General features: G+C 67.7%; 20 protein-coding genes. 15 read left to right on the top strand and 5 right to left on the bottom strand.

Annotated elements, in window-relative coordinates; genetic code table 11:
* Positions 1-67 precede the first annotated feature (67 nt).
* Entirely contained in the window at positions 68-1,153 is a 1,086-nt protein-coding gene (gene ychF / locus ACX80J_RS00645) for a redox-regulated ATPase YchF (RefSeq protein WP_459346478.1), read from the top strand.
* A gap of 210 nt (positions 1,154-1,363) precedes the next feature.
* Complete coding sequence (locus ACX80J_RS00640) at positions 1,364-2,155, top strand: glycoside hydrolase family 16 protein (protein WP_459346477.1); 792 nt, start codon at positions 1,364-1,366, stop codon at positions 2,153-2,155.
* Positions 2,156-2,164: 9 nt separating this feature from the next.
* Here ACX80J_RS00640 and ACX80J_RS00635 read toward each other — a convergent pair whose 3' ends face one another.
* From ACX80J_RS00635 to ACX80J_RS00625, 3 genes are all read right to left on the bottom strand, one after another.
* Positions 2,165-3,169 carry an acyltransferase family protein gene (locus tag ACX80J_RS00635; protein ID WP_459346476.1) on the bottom strand — a complete coding sequence of 335 codons (1,005 nt, stop codon included), beginning with the start codon at positions 3,167-3,169 and terminating at the stop codon, positions 2,165-2,167.
* A 119-nt stretch (positions 3,170-3,288) separates the two neighbouring features.
* Positions 3,289-4,347 (bottom strand): LLM class flavin-dependent oxidoreductase, encoded by a 1,059-nt coding sequence (locus tag ACX80J_RS00630; protein WP_459346475.1) that lies wholly within the window; start codon positions 4,345-4,347, stop codon positions 3,289-3,291.
* Positions 4,348-4,409: 62 nt separating this feature from the next.
* Complete coding sequence (locus ACX80J_RS00625; RefSeq protein WP_459346474.1) at positions 4,410-4,724, bottom strand: hypothetical protein; 315 nt, start codon at positions 4,722-4,724, stop codon at positions 4,410-4,412.
* Positions 4,725-5,088: 364 nt separating this feature from the next.
* Between ACX80J_RS00625 and ACX80J_RS00620 the strand changes: the two genes are divergently transcribed.
* The 3 genes from ACX80J_RS00620 to ACX80J_RS00610 all read left to right on the top strand — a co-directional run bounded on the left by ACX80J_RS00620 (position 5,089) and on the right by ACX80J_RS00610 (position 9,685).
* Complete coding sequence (locus ACX80J_RS00620; RefSeq protein WP_459346473.1) at positions 5,089-6,885, top strand: ABC transporter family substrate-binding protein; 1,797 nt, start codon at positions 5,089-5,091, stop codon at positions 6,883-6,885.
* Between the two features lie 179 nt (positions 6,886-7,064).
* Entirely contained in the window at positions 7,065-8,606 is a 1,542-nt protein-coding gene (locus ACX80J_RS00615) for an ABC transporter permease (protein WP_459346472.1), read from the top strand.
* Positions 8,603-9,685, top strand: coding sequence for an ABC transporter permease (locus ACX80J_RS00610; protein ID WP_459346471.1), 1,083 nt, complete (start codon positions 8,603-8,605; stop codon positions 9,683-9,685). Before ACX80J_RS00615 ends, ACX80J_RS00610 begins: the two co-directional genes overlap by 4 nt.
* 8 nt (positions 9,686-9,693) lie before the next feature.
* Here the strand turns inward: ACX80J_RS00610 and ACX80J_RS00605 are convergent, their stop codons facing one another.
* Positions 9,694-10,320 (bottom strand): PH domain-containing protein, encoded by a 627-nt coding sequence (locus ACX80J_RS00605; protein WP_459346470.1) that lies wholly within the window; start codon positions 10,318-10,320, stop codon positions 9,694-9,696.
* 89 nt (positions 10,321-10,409) lie between these two features.
* On the opposite strand from ACX80J_RS00605, the gene ACX80J_RS00600 reads away from it, so the two are divergent.
* The 8 genes from ACX80J_RS00600 (at position 10,410) to ACX80J_RS00565 (ending at position 22,576) form a co-directional block, all read left to right on the top strand.
* The gene (locus ACX80J_RS00600) at positions 10,410-12,239 is read left to right on the top strand and encodes an ABC transporter ATP-binding protein (RefSeq protein WP_459346469.1); all 1,830 of its coding nucleotides are present in this window, start codon (positions 10,410-10,412) and stop codon (positions 12,237-12,239) included.
* Between the two features lie 135 nt (positions 12,240-12,374).
* Entirely contained in the window at positions 12,375-13,991 is a 1,617-nt protein-coding gene (locus ACX80J_RS00595; RefSeq protein ID WP_459346468.1) for a sulfatase-like hydrolase/transferase, read from the top strand.
* Positions 13,992-14,343: 352 nt separating this feature from the next.
* Positions 14,344-15,981: a peptide ABC transporter substrate-binding protein gene (locus ACX80J_RS00590; RefSeq protein ID WP_459346467.1), complete on the top strand. Its 1,638-nt coding sequence runs from the start codon at positions 14,344-14,346 to the stop codon at positions 15,979-15,981.
* A 132-nt stretch (positions 15,982-16,113) separates the two neighbouring features.
* Positions 16,114-17,040 carry an ABC transporter permease gene (locus ACX80J_RS00585; protein ID WP_459343689.1) on the top strand — a complete coding sequence of 309 codons (927 nt, stop codon included), beginning with the start codon at positions 16,114-16,116 and terminating at the stop codon, positions 17,038-17,040.
* Entirely contained in the window at positions 17,033-18,046 is a 1,014-nt protein-coding gene (locus ACX80J_RS00580) for an ABC transporter permease (RefSeq protein WP_459346466.1), read from the top strand. Before ACX80J_RS00585 ends, ACX80J_RS00580 begins: the two co-directional genes overlap by 8 nt.
* Before the next feature lie 8 nt (positions 18,047-18,054).
* Positions 18,055-19,812, top strand: coding sequence for a dipeptide ABC transporter ATP-binding protein (locus ACX80J_RS00575; protein WP_459346465.1), 1,758 nt, complete (start codon positions 18,055-18,057; stop codon positions 19,810-19,812).
* 252 nt (positions 19,813-20,064) lie between these two features.
* A complete protein-coding gene (gene typA, locus ACX80J_RS00570) occupies positions 20,065-21,981 on the top strand; it encodes a translational GTPase TypA (protein ID WP_459343686.1) in 1,917 nt (638 codons plus the stop codon).
* Between the two features lie 208 nt (positions 21,982-22,189).
* On the top strand, positions 22,190-22,576 hold the full coding sequence (locus ACX80J_RS00565; RefSeq protein ID WP_459346464.1) for a hypothetical protein: 387 nt from the start codon (positions 22,190-22,192) through the stop codon (positions 22,574-22,576).
* A gap of 46 nt (positions 22,577-22,622) precedes the next feature.
* Here ACX80J_RS00565 and ACX80J_RS00560 read toward each other — a convergent pair whose 3' ends face one another.
* Entirely contained in the window at positions 22,623-22,871 is a 249-nt protein-coding gene (locus ACX80J_RS00560; RefSeq protein ID WP_459346463.1) for a hypothetical protein, read from the bottom strand.
* Positions 22,872-23,014: 143 nt separating this feature from the next.
* On the opposite strand from ACX80J_RS00560, the gene fdxA reads away from it, so the two are divergent.
* Positions 23,015-23,341, top strand: coding sequence for a ferredoxin (gene fdxA / locus ACX80J_RS00555; protein ID WP_049829022.1), 327 nt, complete (start codon positions 23,015-23,017; stop codon positions 23,339-23,341).
* Positions 23,342-24,496, top strand: coding sequence for a succinyldiaminopimelate transaminase (dapC, locus tag ACX80J_RS00550; RefSeq protein WP_459346462.1), 1,155 nt, complete (start codon positions 23,342-23,344; stop codon positions 24,494-24,496).
* Positions 24,497-24,500: the final 4 nt, after the last annotated feature.

The raw sequence follows: 24,500 nt of genomic DNA, 5'->3' as shown, positions 1-24,500 counted from the left end.
AACCTCCGACATTCGGCGGACACGACACCGCCGGGCGGCCCTCGGCTGCCCGGTAGACTTGTCTCCCGTGGCTCTTACTATCGGCATCGTCGGACTGCCCAACGTCGGCAAATCAACCCTCTTCAACGCGCTGACGCGCAACAACGTCCTGGCGGCGAACTACCCGTTCGCGACCATCGAGCCGAATGTCGGCGTGGTCAGCCTGCCGGACCCGCGCCTCGCCCAGCTCGCCGAGGTCTTCGGGTCGAAGCAGATCCTGCCGGCCACCGTCTCCTTCGTCGACATCGCCGGCATCGTCAAGGGGGCCTCCGAGGGTGAGGGCCTCGGCAACCAGTTCCTCGCGAACATCCGTGAGGCCGAGGCCATCGCGCAGGTCATCCGCGTCTTCGACGATCCGGACGTCATCCACGTCGACGGCAAGGTCGACCCCCGCTCCGACATGGAGACCATCAACACCGAGCTGATCCTCGCCGACCTGCAGACGCTCGAGAAGGCCATCCCGCGCGTCGAGAAGGAAGTGAAGATCAAGAAGCGCGAGGCTGCACAGCTCGCCGCCATGCAGGCCGCGCAGGCCGTCCTCGAACGCGGTGACACGATCTTCTCCTCGGTGAAGAGCGACAAGCTCGAGATGGACCACCTGCGTGAGCTGAGCCTGCTCACCGCCAAGCCCTTCATCTACGTCTTCAACGTCGACGACGCGGTGCTCGGGAACCCGGAGCGCCAGGAGGAGCTCCGCCAGCTCGTGGCCCCCGCGGACGCCATCTTCCTCGACGCCAAGCTCGAGGCCGACCTCGTGGAGCTCGACGAGGCGGAGGCCCGCGAGATGCTCGAGATGAACGGCCAGGAGGAGTCGGGGCTGGATCAGCTGGCACGCGTCGGATTCCATACCCTCGGACTGCAGACCTACCTCACCGCCGGTCCCAAGGAGACCCGCGCCTGGACGATCAAGAAGGGTGCCACGGCCCCGGAGGCGGCAGGGGTCATCCACTCCGATTTCCAGCGCGGCTTCATCAAGGCCGAGGTCGTCCACTTCGAGGACCTCATGGAAGCCCGGACGATGGCCGAAGCCAAGTCCCGCGGCAAGGTGCGCATCGAGGGCAAGGAGTACGTCATGGCCGACGGCGACGTCGTGGAGTTCCGCTTCAACGTCTGACCCAGGCGCGCTCCGCCAGGAGATCGAGGATGGTGCGGTACCGGTCGGCACGAGTGCCCACGAGTGCCTGGGCGTCCACTCGTCGCGTGGTCGAAGGCATCGGTTGCTGACCCTTCCGCTTCTGCCCTACGCTTCGGCATAGCTGGGGTCGGACGGTGAGCGCTCCTGGGCCGACGCCTCCCCGGGCCCAGGCATGAGAGGGGCGGCCTGATGTCGTGGCGTCAATGCGCAGTGATCGCATCCTCCCTTCTGGTGGGGTCGGCACTCATCACTCCGACAACGGCACGCACCACAGCGACGACCGCGCCCGAGGCGGCAGCGCCCGAGGCGGCAGCACCCGAGGCGGCACCATCTACGGAGGCGGCGGTGGTCCAGGGGTGGGGTGCACCTGTGGCGGGCGACGAGTTCAATTACACCGGTGCGCCGGACGCGACCAAGTGGAGGATCTACAACAGCGCCGGGCACGCGGGCAAGGGTACCCGGAGTCCACGGCAGGTGACCGTGGACGGTTCCCGGATGGTCATGACCGGAACCTCGGATGGCACGACCGCCGGCATGAGTGCCAAGTTCGCACGCCAGAAGTACGGGCGGTGGGAAGTCCGGGCAGCCGGGTCCGGTGATGACGAATACCATCTGGTCTCCATCCTGTGGCCGGACAGTGGGAACTGGCCCTGCGACGGCGAGGTCGACTACGCGGAGACGACGGGCGACTGGAACGTCATCAAGTTCTTCCACCACCATGGCTGTTCGAATGCGCAGACGTCGGCGTCCAAGGCCCTGGACGTCACGACGTTCCACAACTACGCGGTCGATTGGTCCCCGCGGGGGATCGTCGGGTACATCGATGGGGTGAAGTGGTTCGAGGACAACGACCCCGCGCACCAGCCTCCCGGTCCGATGCACCAGACGCTGCAACTGGACTGGTTCCCGGACGGCACCGCTGACGGCGCCGGCGAGATGCGAGTGGACTGGGTCCGCGTGTACGGAGCCGCCGGCCGGTAGGAGTCCTGGTCAGGTCGCCCGTGGTGCTCCGAGGAAGATCCGGGAGAGCGGCGTCCGGTGGAGGATCATCGCCACGGACCACGGCAGGACCAGTGCCGCGATCAGTACCCAGAACTGCCGCTCCGTGTCGGGAACAGGGAGCAACCACAGCACGTACGTGTGCGTCAGCACCACCATCAGGCAGCCCGCGGCGAGCTTCGTGGACAGTGCGTGAGCCCATGCCGGCAGCCGTGAGAACACGCCCTCGAGGATCAGGAGGAGGCCGGAGCTGATCAGCACCGCGACGACGACGCTGAGGACCGGAGTGCCGAGCTCGTTGTACTTCAGGTCCAGCGGGGCCGATGTCCCGGTGAGGACAGGTGCCGCACCCGCCAACAGGCACACCGTGCCGCACAGGATCGGTGCTTCCACCCGGGTGCGGACGTGTCGGAGGGCCTGTCCGGCGAGCAGGAAGACGAGCGCGGAGCCGGCGACCCCGAGTGACAGGGGCAGCGGGGCGAGGACGTCCCCGTACAGGTGGAGGACCACCGTGATCCCCGCGATCAGTGCGACCCGCAGGACAAGGGGTACGCGCTCCAGTGCCCGGAACATGACGGCCGAGAGGAACAGTGCACTCATGAACCAGTAGGCACCGAAGGGTCCCGCATTGAGGGATCCGCCGACGAGAGGCAGGATCACGGCGTCACTCGTCAGGGTGCCGCGGTGGAGGTGGATGGGGACATGAACGAGGAGCGTTCCGACCAGCCACGCGCAATAGGGGACCATGATGGTTCGAAATCGCTTCCCGGCTTCCGCCGCGACGGGCCGTGGCGCGCCCGGTTCGCGGCTCTTCCAGAGGTACCCGGAGAGCAGGAGGAACGCAGGGACGTGCCAGGTGTAGAGGCCGGCGTCGACGAGCGGGCCCGACCAGACGTGCCCTGCGACGACGGCGACGACCGCGAGGACCCGGAGTGCGTCGATGGCTCCGGATCGGGTCGCTGGAACGGCTGGTGCTCGTGCAGACAGGGTCGCCAAGGATGCCTCGAAGGTCGAATTCGTCAGTATCAAGGCTAGGCGAATCCCCGCGTGCAATCCGGCTCACACCGCAGCTACCGTCGACGTATACTCCCGCTGCGCACGCCGCACGGAACGACCTACTCGATGCCCTGCCCGGCACCCGAAGGAGTCCAGCCGAGGGCGGGCCCCAGTTTCTCGGCCATGTCGGTGAGGATCTGGACGTAGTCCCCGTGGTCGAAGCTGAAGGGCAGGGCGAACGCCACCTCGTCGACCTCCTGGAACCCCGCATGCGCATACAGCTGCTCGGCGATCTCATCGCTCGTCCCGATGAGGTCCGGGGCGAACAGCATTCCTTTGGGCCCCTGGGGTGCGCGCGTCCGGGGGAGGCGTTGGTCGACGTACCGCTGGTACTTCTCCCGCTGGTCCGACGACGCCGAATCGGTCGGGATCACCACCAGGCCCTGCGATACCCGGGCCGATCCGAGGGCAGGGGATGACGCGGCGGCAGCTTCGCGGTAAGCACGGATCTGGGATTGCTGGATGCGGGCGAAATCCGGTTCCTGATCATTCTCGGGGAAGATGACGCTGCTGGAGAGCAGGTTGAAGCCGTTCGCCCCGGCCCAGACAGCCGATTTCCTGCTTCCCGCGCCGTACCAGAGGCGTTGCCGCAGCCCGGGCGAGTGAGGCTCGACCCGCGAGGAGAATTCCTCGACGACCCCCTGCCGGCCGGAGAAGTCCCGGACCGGTTCCCCTGCGACCAGACGGGCGAGCCGCTCCACGCGTGCGTAGCCGAAGTCCTCCACCTCCCAGGAGTCCGGGTACAGCTCGTGTTTCACGGTGTCGTAGTGCATCGGCTCACCGACGCTCAGGCCAGGGTTGATGCGTCCGCCGGCGAGCAGATCGACGGTGGCGAGGTCCTCGGCCAGGCGCAGGGGGTTCTCCCAGCCCAGTGGGGTCACGGCTGTTCCGATCTCGATCCGGGAGGTGCGCTGGCCCGCGGCGGCCATCATCGCAATGGGGGAGGAGATGCCGAACTGCAGATGGCGGTGGCGCAGCCAGGCGCTGTCGAAGCCCAGGCGCTCGCCGAGTTCGATGATCCGCAGTGTCGCTTCGTGCCCCGCAGCCGGATCCGCCGGATCGAACAGGCCGATGGTGAGGAATCCCAGCTTGCGGAGCGGGCGGGTGGAGTCGGGCATGGACTTCCTCTTCACATCGGCGGACGGCTGATCCCCAGACTATGCGGCAGGCTTCCCGCCGGTCACCACATGCGGCTGGTGGTTTCCGACACGAATCCGCGGCCGTCGGAGAACCAGTGGATCGTCGGGCTGTTCCGGGCGGTCGGCGTCGTGAGCTCCGCGAAGAGGTCCGCGTTGAAGCGGTTGCTCAGCTCCGGGGAACTCAGCACGGTGTCCGGGGTGATGACGAACACGGGTCCCTTCAGCCCCTTGCTCTGGATGGACAGGTGAACCTCGGCGTGCTGGTCCAGCCGTACCTTGAGCGCTCCGATCGCGGCCTGGACATTCGCGTCGTCGTCCCAGACCGCTGCGTGCCTGTCCACGAAAAGCCACGCCATGATGACTCCCTGTCCGTCCCGACCGAGGCTCCGCGGCGGCCCGTGCGCTCCCGCCACCCCGGCAGCCGCTGCCGCCGGGCCTCCCTAGCAAAACACCGAGTCGAGGACGATATCAAGGGGCGGCACGGAGCGGGCACCAGGGGGCGGCACCACGTCCAGCCGGGAAGGACCGGGGAAAGGCCCGGAAACATTTGGTTGCATCTCGATAACAACACGGGAGCAGTCCGGGCAAGGGATACCTGCTGGTAACAAAGTGCCCCTAGGCTTTTGCACACGTGAGTGGCGTCACCCCCCCCGGGGTCGCGTGTCGGCTGTCATGCAACACCGCGTGAAGCTGGAACCACACTAGGAAATAGGAGGCGGAATGCGTTTCGGACGTACTTCCAAAGCTGTGGGGGTCGCTGCTGCTGCAGCGCTCGCACTCAGTGCCTGCGCTGCCAATACGGGTACTGAGACACCCGAGGAGAGTGCCGAGGGCGAAGCATCGGGCGGCAACATCCGCGTCGTGGAGGTGAATGCCTTCAGTTCGTTCAACTCGAACAGCTCCGAGGGCAACGTGGACATCAACGGCAAGATCGCCTACGCGACCCACTCCGGCTTCGTCTACATCAACAACGATCTCGAGGTCGTCGAGAACAAGGATTTCGGTTCCATGGAGGTCCTCTCCGAGGACCCCCTCAGCGTGAAGTACACGGTCAACGAGGATGTCACCTGGTCCGACGGCGAACCGGTCGACGGCGGCGATCTGCTGCTCTCATGGGTGATCGGCTCGGGCTACTTCAACGATGCCACCACCGACGACGCAGGCGAAGTCACCTCGGGTGCCACCTACTTCGACTACGCCGGTGACACGAGCGGCCTCGGCCTCACCGAGCTCCCCGAGATCGGCGACGACGGCCGCTCGATCACGCTGAACTACTCGGAGCCCTTCGCGGATTACAAGGTCGCCTTCGGCCTCATGAGCGAGGGCGGTATCTCCACTCCCGCCCACGTGCTCGCGGAGAAGGGCGGTCTCGCCGACGAGGACGCGCTCATCGAGCTCATCCAGACCGCACCGGCAGGCGACCCCGAGAAGCCCGTCGAGCGTCCCGAGATCCAGGCTCTGGCCGACTTCTGGAACACGGGCTTCGACACCAAGTCGCTGCCCACCGATCCGCAGCTGTTCCTCTCGAACGGTCCCTTCATCGCGTCGGCCATCACGCCGGACCAGTCGATGACGCTGACACGCAACGAGGACTACACCTGGGGCCCGATGCCGAAGGTGGACGAGATCACCGTCCGCTACATCGGTGAGGCCCCTGCTCAGGTCCAGGCGCTGCAGAACGGCGAGGTCGACATCATCGCCCCGCAGGCCTCGGCCGATACCGTCGAGCAGCTCGAAGCGCTCGAGGGTGTCACCGTCGAACGCGGCAACCAGCTGTCGTACGACCACCTCGACCTGAACTTCAGCGGCGTCTTCAAGGACGAGAAGGTCCGTGAGGCCTTCATGAAGACGGTGCCTCGCCAGCAGCTGGTGGACTCCATCATCAAGAAGCTGAACCCGGACGCGGAACCCCTCGACTCGCAGCTGTTCCTCACGGACCAGGAGCCCTATGAGGAGTCCGCCGCGAACAACGGCTCGGAGGCCTACGCCGAGGTCGACATCGAAGGCGCCAAGGAACTGCTCGCCGGAGCGACGCCCGAGGTCCGGATCATGTACAACCGCGACAACCCGAACCGTCTCAACTCCTACACGCTGATCGCCGAGTCCGCCTCCCAGGCGGGCTTTAGGATCGTCGACGGTGGCCTCGGTGCCTCCGACTGGGGAGCAGCGCTCGGCAACGGCACCTACGACGCGACCATCTTCGGCTGGATCAACTCGGGTGTCGGCGTGTCCGGTGTCCCGCAGATCTTCAAGAGCGGCAACGGCTCCAACTTCAACGGGTTCTCGAGCCCGGAGGCCGACAAGCTGATGGACCAGCTGATCGTCGAGACGGACCCTGACAAGCAGGACGACCTGCAGATCCAGATCGACAAGCTGATCTGGGACTCCAAATACGGACTGCCCCTGTTCCAGGTGCCCGGCGTCGACGCGTACAGCGACAACGTCACCGGCATTGAGTACATGCCGAACCAGACGGGCGTCTGGTGGAACCTGTGGGACTGGGAAGTCGTCCAGTAGCTCGCCCACTGGAACAAGCACATTCCTAGGAGAAGGCGCCGGGACCGGGGAACTCGCCCGTCCCGGCGCCTTCTCCATGTGCCGCGCCGCAGTCGCACCGCCGACTCCAGCCCCTGCACTACACTTCAGCGAAAGCACGGGAACACCCACCCGCATCCGATCGTGAGGCGTGAAAACCCATGGTGACCTACATCGTCCGACGTCTGCTGACGGCCGTCCTCATCCTCTTCGGCGCGTCCTTCGTCGTCTACCAGCTCACCGCCCTGTCAGGGGACCCGCTCGAGGACCTCCGGGCGAGCAATGCCCCGAACCGCGAGCAGCTCATCCAGGCCCGCACGGAACTCCTCGACCTCAACACCCCGGCCCCCCTCCGGTACTTCGGCTGGCTGGCAGGTGCCGCGAAGTGCCTGGTCCCCTTCGCCGCCTCCTGCGACCTCGGCGCGAGCATCCAGGGCGAATCCGTCACCACCTCGCTCGCGAGGGCCATGGGGAACACCATCACGCTCGTCACCACCGCCACTGTCCTCGCCATCATCATCGGCATCTCCCTGGGCATCATCACGGCCCTGCGGCAGTACAGCGGCCTGGACTACGGCGTGACCTTCATGTCCTTCCTGTTCTTCTCGCTCCCGATCTTCTGGCTGGCCGTCCTGCTCAAGGAATTCGGCGCCATCGGGTTCAACAACTTCCTCGCCGATCCGGAGATACCCGGATCGACGATCATCGTCGTGGCGATAGCCAGCGGACTCATCTGGGCGCTGTTCGCGAGTAGATCGTGGAAACGCAAGGGCATCGCGTTCCTCCTGGGCGCCGTCGTCGCCGCGGTCCTCCTGTTCGTCCTCGACCTCGTCGACTGGTTCTCCAGCCCGGGGCTCGGACCCATCATCATCCTCATCACCGGAGTCGGCATCGCCATCGGCGTCGTGCTGCTCACCGCCGGCCTGCGGAACCGCAAGGCCCTGTTCTCGGCGCTGATCATGGTGGCGCTCGGCCTCGTCGCCTACTACGTGGTCAACCCGATCCTGAATGCCGCGACCGCCTGGATGATCGTGGTCTTCGCGATCGTCACGGTGCTCGTGGGCCTGGCCGTCGGCTACCTCATGGGTGGGTACGACCGCGGACAGAGCATGCGGGCTGCCGCGCTGACGGGCCTGCTGATGGGCTTCCTCATCGTGGTGGACCGGTTCATGGTGACGTGGCCGTCCTACGTCAGCAACCCGCGCGTGCGCGGGAGGCCGATCGCCACGGTGGGAGCCGAGACCCCTGGCCTCGACGGCACGTTCTGGGTCAACGGCCTGGACACGTTCACGCACCTCCTGCTGCCCACCCTCGCACTGCTGCTCGCCTCGCTCGCGAGCTACAGCCGGTACTCCCGTGCCTCCATGCTGGAGATCATGAACATGGACTACATCCGCACGGCCCGCGCGAAGGGACTCAGCGAGCGGACAGTGGTCATGCGCCATGCCTTCCGCAACGCGCTCATCCCCCTGGCCACCCTCGTGGCCTTCGACATCGGGGCGCTCATCGGCGGCGCGATCATCACCGAGCAGGTGTTCGCCTTCGCCGGGATGGGGCAGCTCTTCGTGCAGGCGCTGCAGCGCACCGACCCCGATCCCATCATGGGCTTCTTCCTGGTGGCGGGCATCCTGGCTCTGGTGTTCAACCTCGTGGCCGACATCGTGTACTCGTTCCTCGATCCTCGCGTAAGGGTGAAAGCATGACGACGCAGAGTCCCTCGGACGTCCCGGACCGTTCGACGTCGACCGTCACGGGGCCGGTGCATGCCGATGAGACGCCCGATGCGGATCCCACGCCCGCCGCAGGTCCGACGCCGGCTGCGGATCAGGAGGCCAAGGGCCTGTCCCAGGGCCAGATCGTCCGCCGGAAGTTCTTCGACAACACGGCCGCGATCATCAGCCTCGTCGTGTTCGCCATCATCTTCCTGATGGCGTTCACCTCCGTGGGCTTCGCCGGCATACCGGGCTGGTGGAAGTACAACCACACGGAGTTCCTGCCCCTGCTCGGCGGCGGCGCGCCGACCATCACCGGCCCGTTCAGCTGGGGCGACCACCCCTTCGGCCAGGACTCGATCGGGCGCGACTACTTCGCCATGACGATGCGCGGGACGCAGAACTCGATCATCATCATGTTCATCATCGGCGTGCTCGCCGGCCTGGTCGGCGTCGTGATCGGTGCGTGCTCGGGGTACTTCCGCGGCTGGCCGGAAGCGGTGCTGATGCGCTTCACGGACATCGTCATCATCATCCCCGTGGTCCTCGCGGCTGCGACGCTCGGTCAGGCGGTCAACCGCTACGTCGGCTCGGGAGCCCAGATATGGCTTCTCGGTCTCTTCCTCGGGCTCGTGCTGTGGACCGGCCTCGCACGGCTCGTCCGCGGTGAGTTCCTGACGCTCCGTGAACGCGAGTTCGTCGACGCGGCCAAGATCGCAGGAGCATCCAACAGGCGGATCATCTTCAAGCACATCCTGCCCAACGCGGTCGGTGTCATCATCGTGAACACCACACTGCTCATGTCCTCGGCCATCCTGCTGGAGACGGCGCTGAGTTACATCGGCTTCGGAGTGAAGGCACCGGACGTGTCCCTGGGCCTGATCATCAGCCAGAACCAGGAAGCCTTCCAGACCCGCCCGTGGCTGTTCTGGTTCCCCGGCCTGTTCATCGTGCTCATCTGCCTGTGCATCAACTTCATCGGCGACGGCCTGCGCGACGCCTTCGACCCGCGGCAGAAGAAGTTCAATGCCGGCCGGGCCAAGGACGCAGAGAAGCCCGCAGCCGCGTGAGGACGTCGCTAGGGTGCCAGGTACAGCGAGACGGCAGTCGCTGCAACCAGCAGCGCGGCCGCGGCGAGGTGCCGCCAGTTCCACGTGCGGCGCACGGGTGCCGGCTGGTCGACGTCGACGGCGCCGCTCTCCACCAGGTCCTGCCAGCGGGAGCGGACCAGGTAGGCGGCGTAGCCCGAATCGGTGTTCTTGAGGTCCCCCGGACGGATCGACCGGCCGGGGCCATAGCTGGTGGAGGGCAGATTCGTCACGTGCTCGGGCTTGCCGGCATGGGTTCCCCAGACTCCGGGAGCGGGCGCCGCCCAGGCCGTGAAGGAGCCCGACGGCGTCACCAGCTTGAGCGCGTACTTGGTGTCGACGTCGATCAGCGCGGCCCAGGGTACGCGGACGGTCGCCAGGGGATTGCGGAGGGTGACCGAGTCCTCGGCGAACACCACCGCCGGGTACCAGAACAGCCACCATCCGACGTACGCGATGCCGAGAAGCGGCCAGCCTGCCGGCAGGCCGGCCGGCCCCTCGGTCGCGACGACGGACACCAGGCCACCTCCGGCGACGAGTACGGCGATGCCTGTGAACCATCCACTCGTGCGCGGCTTGAAAACGGTGGCCCCGGCCACGTCGATCGAGCGTCCCATGGCTCCATAGTCCCAGCACTGCAGCCGTCCGCGGCAATCCAGGAGCGCCCGCGGTCCCGCGGCGTCTCCGTCACGAAGGAGATCACGTCATGAGTACTCAGGTCATCGGTGGCATCGGAGACTCCGGCGCGGACCGATCGTCGTCCCAGGGGCCCGTCCTCGAGGTGCGGAACCTCAGTGTCGACTTCGGCGTCGACAAGAAGTGGGTCCCGGCGGCCATCGACCTCAACTACGAGGTGAAGGCCGGCGAGGTGCTCGCCATCGTGGGGGAGTCCGGTTCCGGCAAGAGTGCCAGCTCCATGTCCCTGCTCGGACTGCTGCCCTCCAACAGCCGCGTCACGGGTGAGGTGCTGCTCAACGGCACATCCGTCCTGACGATGTCACCCGCCAAGCTGCGCCAGATCCGCGGCAACGACGTAGCCGTCATCTTCCAGGAGCCCATGACGGCGCTGAATCCCGTCTACACGGTGGGTTTCCAGATCGTGGAGACGCTGCGCCTGCACAATGAGATCTCGCCGGACGAGGCGAAGCAGCGTGCACTCCGCCTGCTGCAGCTGGTGGAGCTGCCCGATCCGGACAAGGCCTTCCGGTCCTACCCCCACCAGCTCTCCGGAGGCCAGCGCCAGCGTGCGATGATCGCCCAGTCGCTGTCCTGCGATCCCAAGCTCCTGATCGCCGACGAGCCCACCACGGCCCTCGACGTCACCGTGCAGGCCGAGATCCTGGACCTGATGCGCAACCTGCGGAACCAGCTCAACAGCGCGATCGTCCTGATCACGCATGACATGGGCGTGGTGGCGGACCTCGCCGACCGGATCGCCGTCATGCGCAAGGGGCGCATCGTGGAGACCGGCACCGCCGAGCAGATCTTCAACAACCCTCAGCACGAGTACACCCGGGAGCTGCTCGCCGCCGTTCCCCACCTGGGGCAGGGGGACGGGAACGACGACGTCGACATCACCGCTGCGCTGGCGGCGGCGACGCACACCGAACTGCAGACGGTGGACCGCGACGAGCTCGCGCGACGCGAGCAGGAAGTGCTGGCCCAGCTCGCCGAGGACTCGGCGGTGGCGCACCCGGCCGCCGAGGCAGTGCTCGAGCTCGTCGACGTCGCCATCGAGTACCCCAAGCAGGGCAGGGTCCCCGCGTTCCGCGCCGTCGAGGGCGCCAATCTCACCGTCCACCCGGGCCAGGTCATCGGTCTCGTCGGGGAGTCGGGCTCGGGCAAGACGACGATCGGCCGGGCCGCGGTCGGGCTGCTGCCGGTCGCGGAGGGTTCGCTGAAGGTCGTCGGCACCGACATCTCGGGCTTCCGGCCCACCTCGAAGGAACTCGTCAAGGTGCGGCGCCACGTCGGCATGGTGTTCCAGGATCCGTCGTCGTCGCTGAATCCCCGGCTCCCGATCGGTGAGAGCATCGGTGAGCCGATGTTCCTCGCCGGCGAGGCCAAGGGTGGTGCGCTGCAGAAGCGCATCGAGAGCCTCCTCGACCAGGTCGAGCTCCCGCGCTCCTACCGGAACCGGTATCCGCATGAACTCTCCGGCGGGCAGAAGCAGCGCGTCGGGATCGCACGCGCGCTGTCGCTCAAGCCGAAGCTGATGGTAGCGGACGAGCCGACGTCGGCCCTGGACGTGTCCGTGCAGGCGAAGGTCCTGGAGCTCTTCCAGAACCTGCAGCGCGAACTCGGGTTCGCCTGCCTCTTCGTCACGCACGACCTCGCCGTCGTCGATGTGCTCGCCGACTACATCTGCGTGATGAAGCGCGGCCGGATCGTGGAGCAGGGCACCCGCGACCAGATCCTGCGCAGCCCCCAGGACCCCTACACGCAGCGCCTGCTCGCGGCCGTACCGCTGCCGGATCCGGAGAAGCAGCGCGAACGCCGCGAACTGAGGTCCAAGCTCCTGGCCTCTACCGAGTAGCCGGCCCCGCTCACCGTCCGGGCCTCCCCGGTTGAGCGGGTAGTGTAACGGCACTAGTCTGCTATGGGCCCGAGAACGGGCCCGATGTCAAGGCGTTCGGCGAAACCCCGGGCATCTGGAACGCGAGGTGTTGCCATGTCTGGCCGGATTCTCCACCTGACCCGACGGGTCGGCATCGCCCTGGGGCACGTCCTGGTCTACGTCCTGATCTGGGCGGGGCTGGCCCTGCTCATCGCCGCCGCGGGCATCCGCTTCTACTGGGGCACGATCTCCGTCAGCCAGATGCTCATGAACCTCGTCTCCGTGGAGACCGACGGGGGCGGCGGGTCCGTCGTGTGGATCGGCATCCTGGGCGTCGGCGTCGCACCCGTGCTCATCACCGTCGGGATCGCCGTGTGGCAGCACTACCGGCGCCGCGCGCGCCGCCGCAGGGACGAGGTGCGCCCCGCGCGCCGCTCCGGCGGAAACGAGCTGCACCGCGCGCGCCACCGCGGGGGCGAGGCGCCCCGTGTGGGCGGCCGGCAGTGGATCCTGCGCACCGTCTCCACGGCCCTGGTGGCCGCGGTGGTCCTCGGCGGGGCCACGGCTTTCTCCACGGCGGTGGGCATGGGGGACTACATCAGGGCGGCGAACTCCGACTACGACCTCGGCGACTACTATCGGGAACCGGTCGTGACCGGCGACGCGGACAAGCGCAACCTGGTACTGATCTACCTCGAGTCCGGTGAGGCCACCCTCGAGGACGAGCAGCTCTTCGAGAAGGATGCATTCGCCCCCCTCAAGGAGGTCACCCGTGCCACCGACGGCTGGCAGAGCGTGGAGGACCTCCAGCAGTACGAGGGCGGGGGCTGGACCATGGCCGGCCTCGTCGGGACGCAGTGCGGCGTCCCGCTGAAGGGAGCCGACACCGCCGCGGGTAGCAGCGCGCCCTCGAACGACCTCGGCGGCGGCGCCGACACCTACCTGGGCGGGCTGACCTGCGTGGGCGACGTCCTGGCCGATCACGGTTACACCAGCACCTTCCTGGGCGGTGCCAATGCCTCCTTCGCCGCGAAGGACGTCTTCCTGGAGACCCACGGCTACTCCGAGGAGAAGGACCTCGCAGACTGGCGGGCCGCCGGGGAACAGGCGAGGAGCTTCCGCGGCGACTGGGGCCTGAGCGATGAACGCCTGATGGCGAACGCCCGGGACGAGATCGACCGGCTGCACGCCGAGGCGGAGCGCACCGGCGAGCCGTTCAACCTGTCCATGCTGACCCTGGACACCCACGAGCCGGTGTTCGTCTACGACTACTGCGACGTGGACACCGAGAACGTGGTCACCTCCGTGTACTCCTGCTCCATGACGCAGGTCGCCGGATTCGTGGACTACATGCGGCAGAAGGGCTACCTCGAGGACACCGCCGTGGTGATCACCGGCGACCACCTCAAGCACATGAGCGCGGGTGACGCGTTCCACGAGCAGCTGGACCACCACGAGAACCGCACCGTCTTCAACCGGGTCTGGGTTCCGGGCGGCACGCCTGCGCTGCGCCCCCGCGTGGACCAGCTGAATCTGTACCCCACCATCCTGGAGGCCGCCGGCCTGACCCTGCAGGACTCCCAGGCCGGGCTGGGCGTGTCAGCCTTCGCCCCCGAGGTCCCGGCCGGCTCGGCCCAGGGGATGGGCCCGGCTGCCTACAGCGAGCTGCTCAACTCGCTGTCCCCGTTGTTCTACGCCAGGGCCTGGGCAGGCCTGGACTCCGCCCCGTAGCGCCGTCTGTCCCTCCTCGCGAGCCCCGGCAAGGCCTCCTCGCGAGCCCCGGCGAGGCCTCCTCGCGAGCCTCCGACGCGCCTTCCTCCGCGCGCCCGGCAGGTGCCCCACTCGTCCTTGCCTCCGGACCCGTTATCAAAGCGTGATGCCGCGCCCTTCTCGCCGCTGGCCTGCGGAAACACGGGAAGGACCCGCCGAAGCTGAAAGCCGGCTGGGAGCCTTCGCCGACAGGATGTTCAGGGAAGCAACAGAACGGGCATAGAATCTTCCGGTGTGAGTTTGCTCTCGCTACCTGCGGGACAACTTTCCGGCCACATCAGCGCCGGAACAACCCAAATAACTAGGAGGCGGAATGCGTTTCACGCGCACTTCCCACATGCTCAGCGTCGCGGCCATCGCCGTCCTGTCGCTGAGTGCATGCGGCGGCGGAAGCACTGAATCCAGCACGGGCGGCGGCACCACGGACGCCGTCATCGTGGTGGACGGATCCGAGCCCCAGAACCCGCTGATCCCCACCAGCACCAACGAGGTGGGCGGCGGAGCGATCCTCGACCTCATCTTCGCGGGCCTGGTCAGCTATGACGCGGACGGCAAGCCCCAGAACGAGATGGCGGAGTCCATCGAGACCGAGGACGCCCAGAACTACACGATCACGCTCAAGGAGGGGAAGACCTTCACCAACGGTGACCCCGTCACCGCGAGCTCCTTCGTGGACGCCTGGAACTACGGCGCCGCCGCGAAGAACGCGCAGCTCTCGAGCTACTTCTTCGAGAGCATCGAAGGCTACGACGAGGCCAGCGCCGAGGGCTCCACCGTGGAGACCATGAGCGGCCTCACCGTCGTCGACGATCAGACGTTCACCGTCAAGCTGGCGCAGCCCGAGTCCGACTGGCCGCTGCGCCTGGGGTACAGCGCGTTCTTCCCGCTGCCCGCCGCGGCACTCGAGGACCCTGCAGCCTTCGGCGAGAACCCGATCGGCAACGGACCCTACAAGTTCGCCTCCGAGGGCGCCTGGCAGCACAACCAGCAGATCGAACTCGTTCCGAACGAGGAGTACGAAGGCCCGCAGGCCGCCCAGAACGGTGGCGTGACGTTCAAGATCTACCAGAACGACACGACGGCGTACCAGGACCTGATCTCGGACAACCTCGACGTCCTGAAGACGATCCCGACGAGCGATATCAAGAACTTCAAGAACGACCTCGGCGAGCGCTCCATCGAGTCGCCCTACGCGGGCAACCAGACCATCGCCGTGCCGTACTACCTCCCGAACTGGGACGGCGAGGCGGGCAAGCTGCGGCGCCAGGCGCTGTCGATGGCGATCAACCGCGACGAGATCACCGAGGTCATCTTCAACGGCGGTCGTGAACCCGCGAAGGACTTCACCGCTCCCGTCCTCGAGGGCTACAGCGCGGACCTGCCGGGCAGCGAGAACCTCGAGTACAACCCGGACGAGGCCAAGAAGCTCTGGGCCGACGCCGAGAAGATCGCGCCCTACGACGAGTCGCAGCCCCTGACCATCGGCTACAACGCCGACAAGGGCGACCACAAGACGTGGGTCGAGGCCGTGGTGAACAACATCAAGAACAACCTCGGGATCGAGGTTGCGGGCAAGCCGTACGCGACCTTCAAGGAAGCGCGCACGGAAGCCACGGAGGAGACCCTCACGGGTGCCCTGCGTGCCGGCTGGCAGGCCGACTACCCGTCGCTGTACAACTTCCTCGGACCCATCTACGCCACCGGCGCCGGGTCCAACGACGCCCGCTACAGCAACCCGGACTTCGACCAGGAGCTGACCGAGGGACTCGCCGCCAGCTCCGTCGAGGAGGGCAACGAGGCCATGAACAAGGCCCAGGAGCAGCTCCTGGAGGACCTCCCGGCCATCCCGCTGTGGTACCAGGTCGCCCAGGGCGGCTGGAGCAACAACGTGGACAACGTCGAGTTCGGCTGGAACGGTGTTCCGCTCTACTACGCCATCACCGGCAAGTAACCCGTAACGGACTCGGGGCCTGCCCGGCGGGCAGGCCCCTTTTCCGTGCTCCAACGAAAAGGTGCAACACCTCATGAGCCTTCCCCACCTGCGTCCCGTCCGGACGCCTGCCGCACCGGGAGGTGCGCGCTGATGGCCTGGTACATCGTCCGACGCTTCCTGCAGCTGATCCCCGTCTTCCTCGGCGCCACGCTGCTGGTGTACTTCCTGGTCTTCAGCCTTCCCGGCGATGCCACGGCCGCCATCTGCGGCGAGCGCGGCTGCACCCCTGCCGTCGTCGCCGGACTGCGTGAGCAGTACAACCTCGACCAGCCCTTCTGGATCCAGTACCTGCTGTACCTGAAGGGTGTGGTGACGTTCGACCTCGGCACCAACTTCTCCGGCCGGCCCATCGCGACCATCATCGCCGAGGTCTTCCCGACCACGGCGAAGCTCGCCGTCATGGCCCTGGTCATCGAGGCCGTCTTCGGCATCCTCTTCGGCCTCATCGCCGGCCTGCGCAAGGGGAAGCTGTTCGACTCCTCGGTCCTCGTCCTGTCCCTGATCGTGATCGCCGTGCCCATCTTCGTGCTCGGCTTCCTCATGCAGTTCCTCATCGGCGTCAAGCTGCAGTGGACCAATCCGACCGTGAGCGGCGACGCGACGTTCGCCGAACTCCTGCTGCCGGCCGTGGTCCTCGGACTGGTGTCCTTCGCCTACGTCCTGCGCCTGACCCGCACCAGCATCATCGAGAACGTGAACGCCGACTACGTGCGGACGGCGACGGCCAAGGGCCTCAGCCGCAATCGGGTCGTCGTCGTGCACGTGCTCCGCAACTCTCTGATCCCTGTCGTGACCTTCCTCGGCGCCGACCTCGGCGCCCTAATGGGCGGCGCGATCGTCACCGAAGGGATCTTCAACGTCAACGGCGTCGGCAACACCCTCTACCGCGCCGTGCTGAACGGTGACGGACCGATGGTCGTCTCGATCGTCACGTTCCTGATCCTCATCTTCTGCCTCGCGAACCTGCTGGTGGATCTCCTGTACGCGTGGCTGGACCCAAGGATTCGATATGCCTGAACCAACAACACCCATCGAGATCGCCGCGACCGCACCCACCCCGGCGGCACGCACCAAGCGGTCCGCCTATCCGATCGAGCACTTCGTCGCAGACCCCGACGAGACGCCGGTACGGGCTACGGACAGCGCCGTGTCCGACGCCGCGCCCCGCAGCCTCTGGGGCGAGGCCTGGCGCAGCCTGCGGAAGCAGCCGCTGTTCATCATCAGCGCGATCCTGATCCTCGCGGTCATCTTCGTGGCGCTGTTCCCCGGGCTCTTCACGCACGAGCCGCCGAACGAGAACTGCCTGCTCGAAAACTCCGACGGCGGTCCCGCACCCGGGCACCCGCTCGGCTTCACCGTCCAGGGCTGCGACATCCTCTCCCGCGTGGTCCACGGCACGCAGTCCTCGCTGACCGTCGGTCTGTTCGCGACGCTCGGCGTGGTCCTGATCGGCGGCCTGATCGGCGCGCTGACCGGGTTCTTCGGCGGCTGGATGGATGCCATCCTCGCCCGCGTGGGTGACATCTTCTTCGCCCTGCCGCTCATCCTCGGGGCGATCGTCGTCGTGCAGCTCCCCGTGTTCCAGCAGAACCGCAACGTCTGGACGCTCGTCGTCATCCTCGTGGCGTTCGGCTGGCCGCAGATCGCCCGCATCACGCGGGCGGCCGTCATCGAGGTGCGCAACGCGGACTTCGTCACGGCCGCTCGGTCGCTCGGTGTCTCGCCCCTGGGCGCCCTCGTCAAGCACGTCATCCCGAACGCGCTCGCGCCGGTCATCGTCATCGCGACGATCTCGCTGGGCACGTTCATCGTGGCGGAGTCCACGCTGTCCTTCCTCGGCATCGGACTGCCGCCGGACGTCATGTCCTGGGGCAATGACATCTTCTCGGCGAAGCCGTCGCTGCGCAGCAACCCGATGGCCATCTTCTGGCCGGGCCTCGCACTGTCGATCACCGTTCTGAGCTTCATCATGCTGGGCGATGCCCTGCGTGACGCTCTCGATCCGAAGGCACGCAAACGATGAGCTCCAGCATGGGAACCAACCAGGGCGGCCGCCGCGCCGCCCCCACCGCCGCAGCGGCTCCGACGCCGTCGGGCGGCCCGCAGCCGCTGCTCGAACTCCGGAACCTCGCGATCACGTTCGCGACGTCGAACGGGGACGTCCCGGCGGTGCGCAATGCGCACCTGACCGTGATGCCCGGCGAGACCGTCGCGATCGTGGGGGAGTCGGGCTCGGGGAAGTCGACGACGGCCCTCGCCGCCATCGGCCTCCTGCCCGCCAACGGGCGCGTCTCCGAGGGCAGCATCATCTTCGACGGCGAGGACATCACGCACGCGTCGGAGAAGCGCATCGTCGAACTCCGCGGATCGTCGATCGGCATGGTCCCGCAGGACCCGATGTCCAACCTGAACCCGGTGTGGAAGATCGGGTTCCAGGTCCGGGAGACCCTCCGTGCGAACGGACTGCCCAGTGGTCCCTCGGACGTCGCGAAGGTGCTCTCGGAAGCGGGGCTGCCCGACGCCGCCTCACGCGCCAACCAGTACCCGCACGAGTTCTCGGGCGGCATGCGCCAGCGCGCCCTGATCGCGATCGGCCTGTCCTGCCGGCCCCGCCTGCTCATCGCCGATGAGCCGACGTCGGCCCTGGACGTGACCGTGCAGCGGCAGATCCTGGACCACCTGGACACCATGACCGAGGAGCTTGGCACCGCCGTGCTGCTCATCACGCACGACCTCGGCCTCGCCGCCGAGCGGGCGCACAAGGTGATCGTCATGTACAAGGGGCAGGTCGTCGAGGCCGGTCCCGCGCTCGAGCTGCTGACCAACCCGCGCCACCCGTACACGCAGAAGCTCGTGGCCTCCGCGCCGTCGATCGCGTCCCGTCGCATCGAGTCGGCCAAGAAGGCCGGCATCGAGACCGGCGACCTGCTGGCTCCCGCTGCAGCGAAGAACGCGGCGAGGAACACGGCGCTGGACACGGCGCTGGACAGGGTGATCGAGGTCGAGGACCTGACGAAGGTCTTCAAGATCCGCGGCAGCTGGGGCAAGTCCACCGACTTCACCGCCGTGGACAAGGTCTCCTTCTCGATCGCGCGCGGCACCACCACCGCCGTCGTCGGTGAGTCCGGCTCGGGCAAGTCGACGGTGGCGAAGATGGTCCTGGGGCTGGAGGGGGCGACGTCGGGCAGCATCCGCTTCGACGGCGTGGACATCACCACGCTCGGGCGGAAGGAGATGTTCGACTTCCGGCGCCGCGTGCAGCCGATCTTCCAGGACCCCTACGGCTCGCTCGACCCGATGTACAACATCTACCGGACCATCGAGGAGCCGCTCCGTGTCCATGGGGTCGGAACCGCGAAGAGCCGCGAGAAGAAGGTGCGCGAGCTGCTCGACCAGGTGGCGCTGCCCTCCGCGATGATGCAGCGCTTTCCCAACGAGCTCTCCGGCGGGCAGCGCCAGCGCGTGGCGATCGCCCGCGCCCTGGCACTCGATCCCGAGGTGGTCATCTGCGACGAGGCCGTCTCGGCCCTCGACGTGCTGGTCCAGGCGCAGATCCTGAACCTGCTCGCCGACCTGCAGTCGGAGCTCAGCCTCAGCTACCTCTTCATCACGCACGACCTCGCCGTGGTCCGGCAGATCGCCGACCATGTCGCCGTCATGCAGAAGGGCACGCTCGTGGAGCAGGGGACCACCGACGAGGTGTTCGACAACCCGCGGACCGCCTACACCCAGGCACTGCTCGCGGCCATCCCGGGCGCCGGACTCGTCCTGCCCCCCGAGGTCGCGTAGCGGGGGTCGCGCAACCGGTAGCTGCATCACGCAGGCGCATCATCCGGCTGCAGTCCTCGGCTGCGGAACACGAACGACGACGGCGGTCCTCCCCCGGGAGGGCCGCCGTCCTTGTGCGCCGAGAGCGGACACGGGCCGCCGTCGGCCCCGCGCATTAGGTCTGTTTTTACCTCTCGCCTAGACTGGTGGGAGGGCGAGCACTGCAGCCGCCGACAATTTCCCCGCAGTAGATACTGAATTGAGTCCTTACGCATGTCTGAAACCACAGGCAACACCGCTGTCCGCAGCGATCTCCGCAACGTAGCCATCGTGGCTCACGTTGACCACGGAAAAACCACCCTGGTCGACGCCATGCTGAAGCAGACCAACTCGTTCGCTGCGCATGGCGACGTCGCCGACCGCGTCATGGACTCGGGCGACCTCGAGCGCGAGAAGGGCATCACCATCCTCGCGAAGAACACCACGGTGTTCTACGACGGCCCGTCCGCCAAGGGCGAGACGATCACCATCAACGTCATCGACACCCCGGGCCACGCCGACTTCGGCGGCGAGGTGGAGCGAGGCCTGTCCATGGTCGACGGCGTCGTCCTCCTCGTCGACGCGTCAGAGGGCCCCCTGCCCCAGACCCGCTTCGTCCTCCGCAAGGCCCTCGCAGCCAAGCTCCCCGTGGTCCTGCTGGTCAACAAGACCGACCGCCCGGACTCCCGCATCGAGGAAGTCGTCAGCGAGTCGATGGACCTCCTCCTCGGCCTCGCCTCCGACCTCGCGGACGAGGTCCCCGACCTCGACCTCGACGCGATCCTCAACGTCCCGGTCGTCTACGCCGCCGCCCGCGCCGGTGCAGCCTCGCTCGAGCAGCCCGCGGACGGGACCGTGCCGTCGAACGACAACCTGGAGCCCCTGTTCCAGACGATCATCGAGCACATCCCCGCACCCCGCTACAACCCCGACGGTGTCCTGCAGGCACACGTGACCAACCTGGACGCGTCGCCGTTCCTCGGCCGCCTCGCCCTGCTGCGCATCTTCAACGGAACGCTCCGCAAGGGCCAGACCGTCGCCTGGGCCCGCCAGAACGGCGAGCTGAAGTCCGTGAAGATCACGGAACTCCTCGCGACCAAGGCGCTGGACCGTGTCCCCACCGAGTCCGCCGGACCCGGCGAGATCGTCGCCGTCGCCGGTATCGAGGGCATCACCATCGGCGAGACCCTCACCGACGTCGACAACCCCCAGCCGCTGCCGCTCATCACGGTCGACGATCCCGCGATCTCGGTGACCATCGGTATCAACACCTCGCCGCTCGCCGGCAAGGTCAAGGGCGCCAAGGTCACCGCCCGCCAGGTCAAGGACCGCCTCGACAAGGAGCTCATCGGCAACGTGTCGCTCCGCGTCCTGCCGACCGCGCGTCCCGACGCGTGGGAGGTCCAGGGCCGTGGCGAGCTCGCGCTGGCCATCCTCGTGGAGCAGATGCGCCGCGAGGGCTTCGAGCTCACGGTCGGCAAGCCCCAGGTGGTCACCAAGACCATCGACGGCAAGATCCACGAGCCGATGGAGCACATGACCATCGACGTGCCCGAGGAGTACCTCGGCGGCGTCACCCAGCTCATGGCCGCCCGCAAGGGCCGTATGACCAACATGGCCAACCACGGCACCGGCTGGGTCCGCATGGAGTTCATCGTCCCCGCGCGAGGCCTGATCGGCTTCCGCACCCGCTTCCTGACCGACACCCGCGGTGCCGGCATCGCGGCGTCGATCTCCGAGGGCTACGAGCCGTGGGCCGGTGACATCGAGTACCGCACCAACGGTTCGATGATCGCCGACCGCGCCGGCGTCGTCACCCCGTTCGCCATGATCAACCTGCAGGAGCGCGGCTCCTTCTTCGTGCAGCCCACCTCCGAGGTGTACGAGGGCATGATCGTCGGCGAGAACTCCCGCGCCGACGACATGGAGGTCAACATCACGAAGGAGAAGAAGCTCACCAACATGCGTGCAGCGTCCTCCGACACCTTCGAGAACCTGACCCCGCCGCGCAACCTCACGCTCGAGGAATCCCTCGAATTCGCCCGCGAGGACGAGTGCGTCGAGGTCACGCCGGAGAGCATCCGCATCCGCAAGGTCATCCTCGACGCCAACGAGCGCATGCGCGCTTCGCGTTCACGCGCCCGCGCATAACGCCGGCACCACCAGCAGAACAGTGGCATACGACGACGCCGGTTCCTCCCCAGCAGGGGAGGGCCGGCGTCCGTCGTTGGCGGAAAGGGCCGGAGCAGGCGGTTCCGCGCCCAGGCCCGGGGATGATCGTTCCCGTACCGCGCCTGCCGCAGCGTATGCACGCGCGAGTGCGCCGGCAGCCCGTCGGGCTCGCGTACGGCCCGCCGCCATGGCGGGCGCCGGGGGAGCGGGAACCACCGCCGCTGTCTTCGGCACCCTGCTGCACGGGCACCTCGTCTTCGTGGGAGGCGTTCCCCTCCCCGTCGGCGCGCTCGGTGCGCTCGTGCTCGCCGGCAGCCTGTTCCTGCTGTGCGGGCTCTGGGCGAGGAACGTGGTCCTGACGGCGGTGGCGGGCGCGGTCGCCTACGGCGTGGTGGCCCTGCTGTCCACCTCGTCGAAGACGCTGATCCTCACCGGGGCGTCGCCCACCGCTCCGGGCTCGGCCCTCGCGGGCAACCTGTGGCTCTTCGGCGTCCTCGCCGTGACACTCGCCGCGGTGGCGATCGGGGCCGTGGTCCTCGCTCCCTCGCGGCTAGGCCGGCGCACAGCGCGCTGACGGGGGCGGCGTCCGTCCGCCGGACAGCCAGTGGACGGATTCCGGATCACAGCGTCCCCGGGGTTCCTGCGCACCGCGGGGCCCGGCGGGGCGGAGCGGGCGGCACGGCCCGTGCCGCGGTGACATCCGCGAGCCGGACGACGTCGTCGCCCCTGCGGGTCCGTACCGTGCACGTGGTCCCGTCGCGCGCGACGAGGTCGCCCAGGGAGTCGCTGAACCCGTCGGCGACGCGGCGGCGCACCACCACCCTCGTGTCGAGGGGGAGAGTCGCAAGGAAGGCTGAGGGATCCTGCACCTATTCAGGGTAGGCCCCTCCCGGTCCGGGCAGGGTGCACGGGCGCCTGCCACCGTGGTCCTGTCGCAGCGAAGCATTGCGTTAAGCTGGGAACCGCACCGAGGGTGCGGCAGCCGACCCCGTTCCATAGAAAGGCGTGGGAAGTGACCTACGTAATCGCGCAGCCCTGCGTGGATGTCAAGGACAAGGCCTGTATCGAGGAGTGCCCCGTCGACTGCATCTACGAGGGTGAGCGGTCGCTCTACATCCACCCCGATGAGTGCGTCGACTGCGGCGCCTGTGAACCGGTCTGTCCCGTGGAGGCCATCTACTACGAGGACGACACCCCCGAGCAGTGGGCCGAGTACTACAAGGCCAACGTCGAGTTCTTCGACGACCTCGGCTCGCCCGGCGGAGCGGCGAAGGTCGGCAACACGGGATTCGACCACCCGATCATCGCGGCCCTGCCGCCCCAGAACCAGCCCGCCTAGGTGGCGGCCGGCGAGCCGACCTCCTTCGGCCTGCACCTGCCCGACTACCCGTGGGACGCGATGGCGCCCTACCAGGACATCGCGGCGCAGCACCCCGGGGGAGTAGTGAACCTGTCCATCGGGACTCCCGTGGATCCCACGCCGGAGCTCATCCAGGCCGCCCTCGCCGCGGCTGCCGACGCCCACGGGTACCCGACCACCCACGGCACACCTGCCCTGCGGGAAGCCATCAGCGCGTGGTTCGCGCGCCGCAGGGGAGTGCCCGGGCTCGACCCGAAGGACATCCTGCCCACCGTGGGGTCCAAGGAACTCGTCGCGTGGCTGCCCCTGCTGCTGGGACTGGGGGAGGGCGACGTCGTCGTCCGCCCCGCGGTGGCGTATCCCACCTACGACGTCGGCGCCCACCTCGCCGGGGCCACGGCGGTCGCGTCCGACTCCCTCGCCGACCTTCCCGAGGAGGTCCGTGCGCGTGTGCGCCTCGTCTGGATCAACTCGCCGGGCAACCCCACGGGCGAGGTGCTCGACGTCGACGGCCTGCGGGCGATCGTCGACGACGCCCGGTCGCTCGGGGCCGTCGTGGCCTCCGACGAGTGCTACGGCGAACTGGGCTGGGGCCCCTGGGACCCCGCGGAGGGCGGCGAGCCCGTGCCCAGCGTCCTCGACCCCCGCGTCTCCGGCGGCTCCCACGACCTCCTGCTGGCCGTCTACTCGCTGAGCAAGCAGTCCAACGTCGCCGGCTACCGGGCCGCGTTCACGGCCGGCGACCCGGCGATCGTCGCCAACCTCGTCAACTCGCGCAAGCACGCCGGCATGATCGTGCCCTACCCCGTGCAGGAAGCGATGCGCGTTGCACTGGGGGACGATGCGCACGTGGCGGCACAGAAGGACCTGTACCGCCGGCGTCGTGCACTGCTGGTTCCCGCGCTCGAAGCCGCCGGATTCACGATTCACGGCTCGGCGGCCGGCCTGTACCTCTGGGCATCGAACGGGAAGCCCACCTGGGACACCATCGGATGGCTCGCCGGGCTCGGGATCCTGGCGGGCCCGGGCACCTTCTACGGCGACGCGGGGGAAGGATTCATCCGCGTCGCCCTCACGGGCAGCGACGAGAGGATCGAGGCGGCGGTCGCGCGGCTCGCCGCTACCGCCCCCTGACCGG

This window comes from Arthrobacter rhamnosi (assembly GCF_054510975.1).
This window is presented reverse-complemented; position numbering and strand designations above follow the sequence as displayed.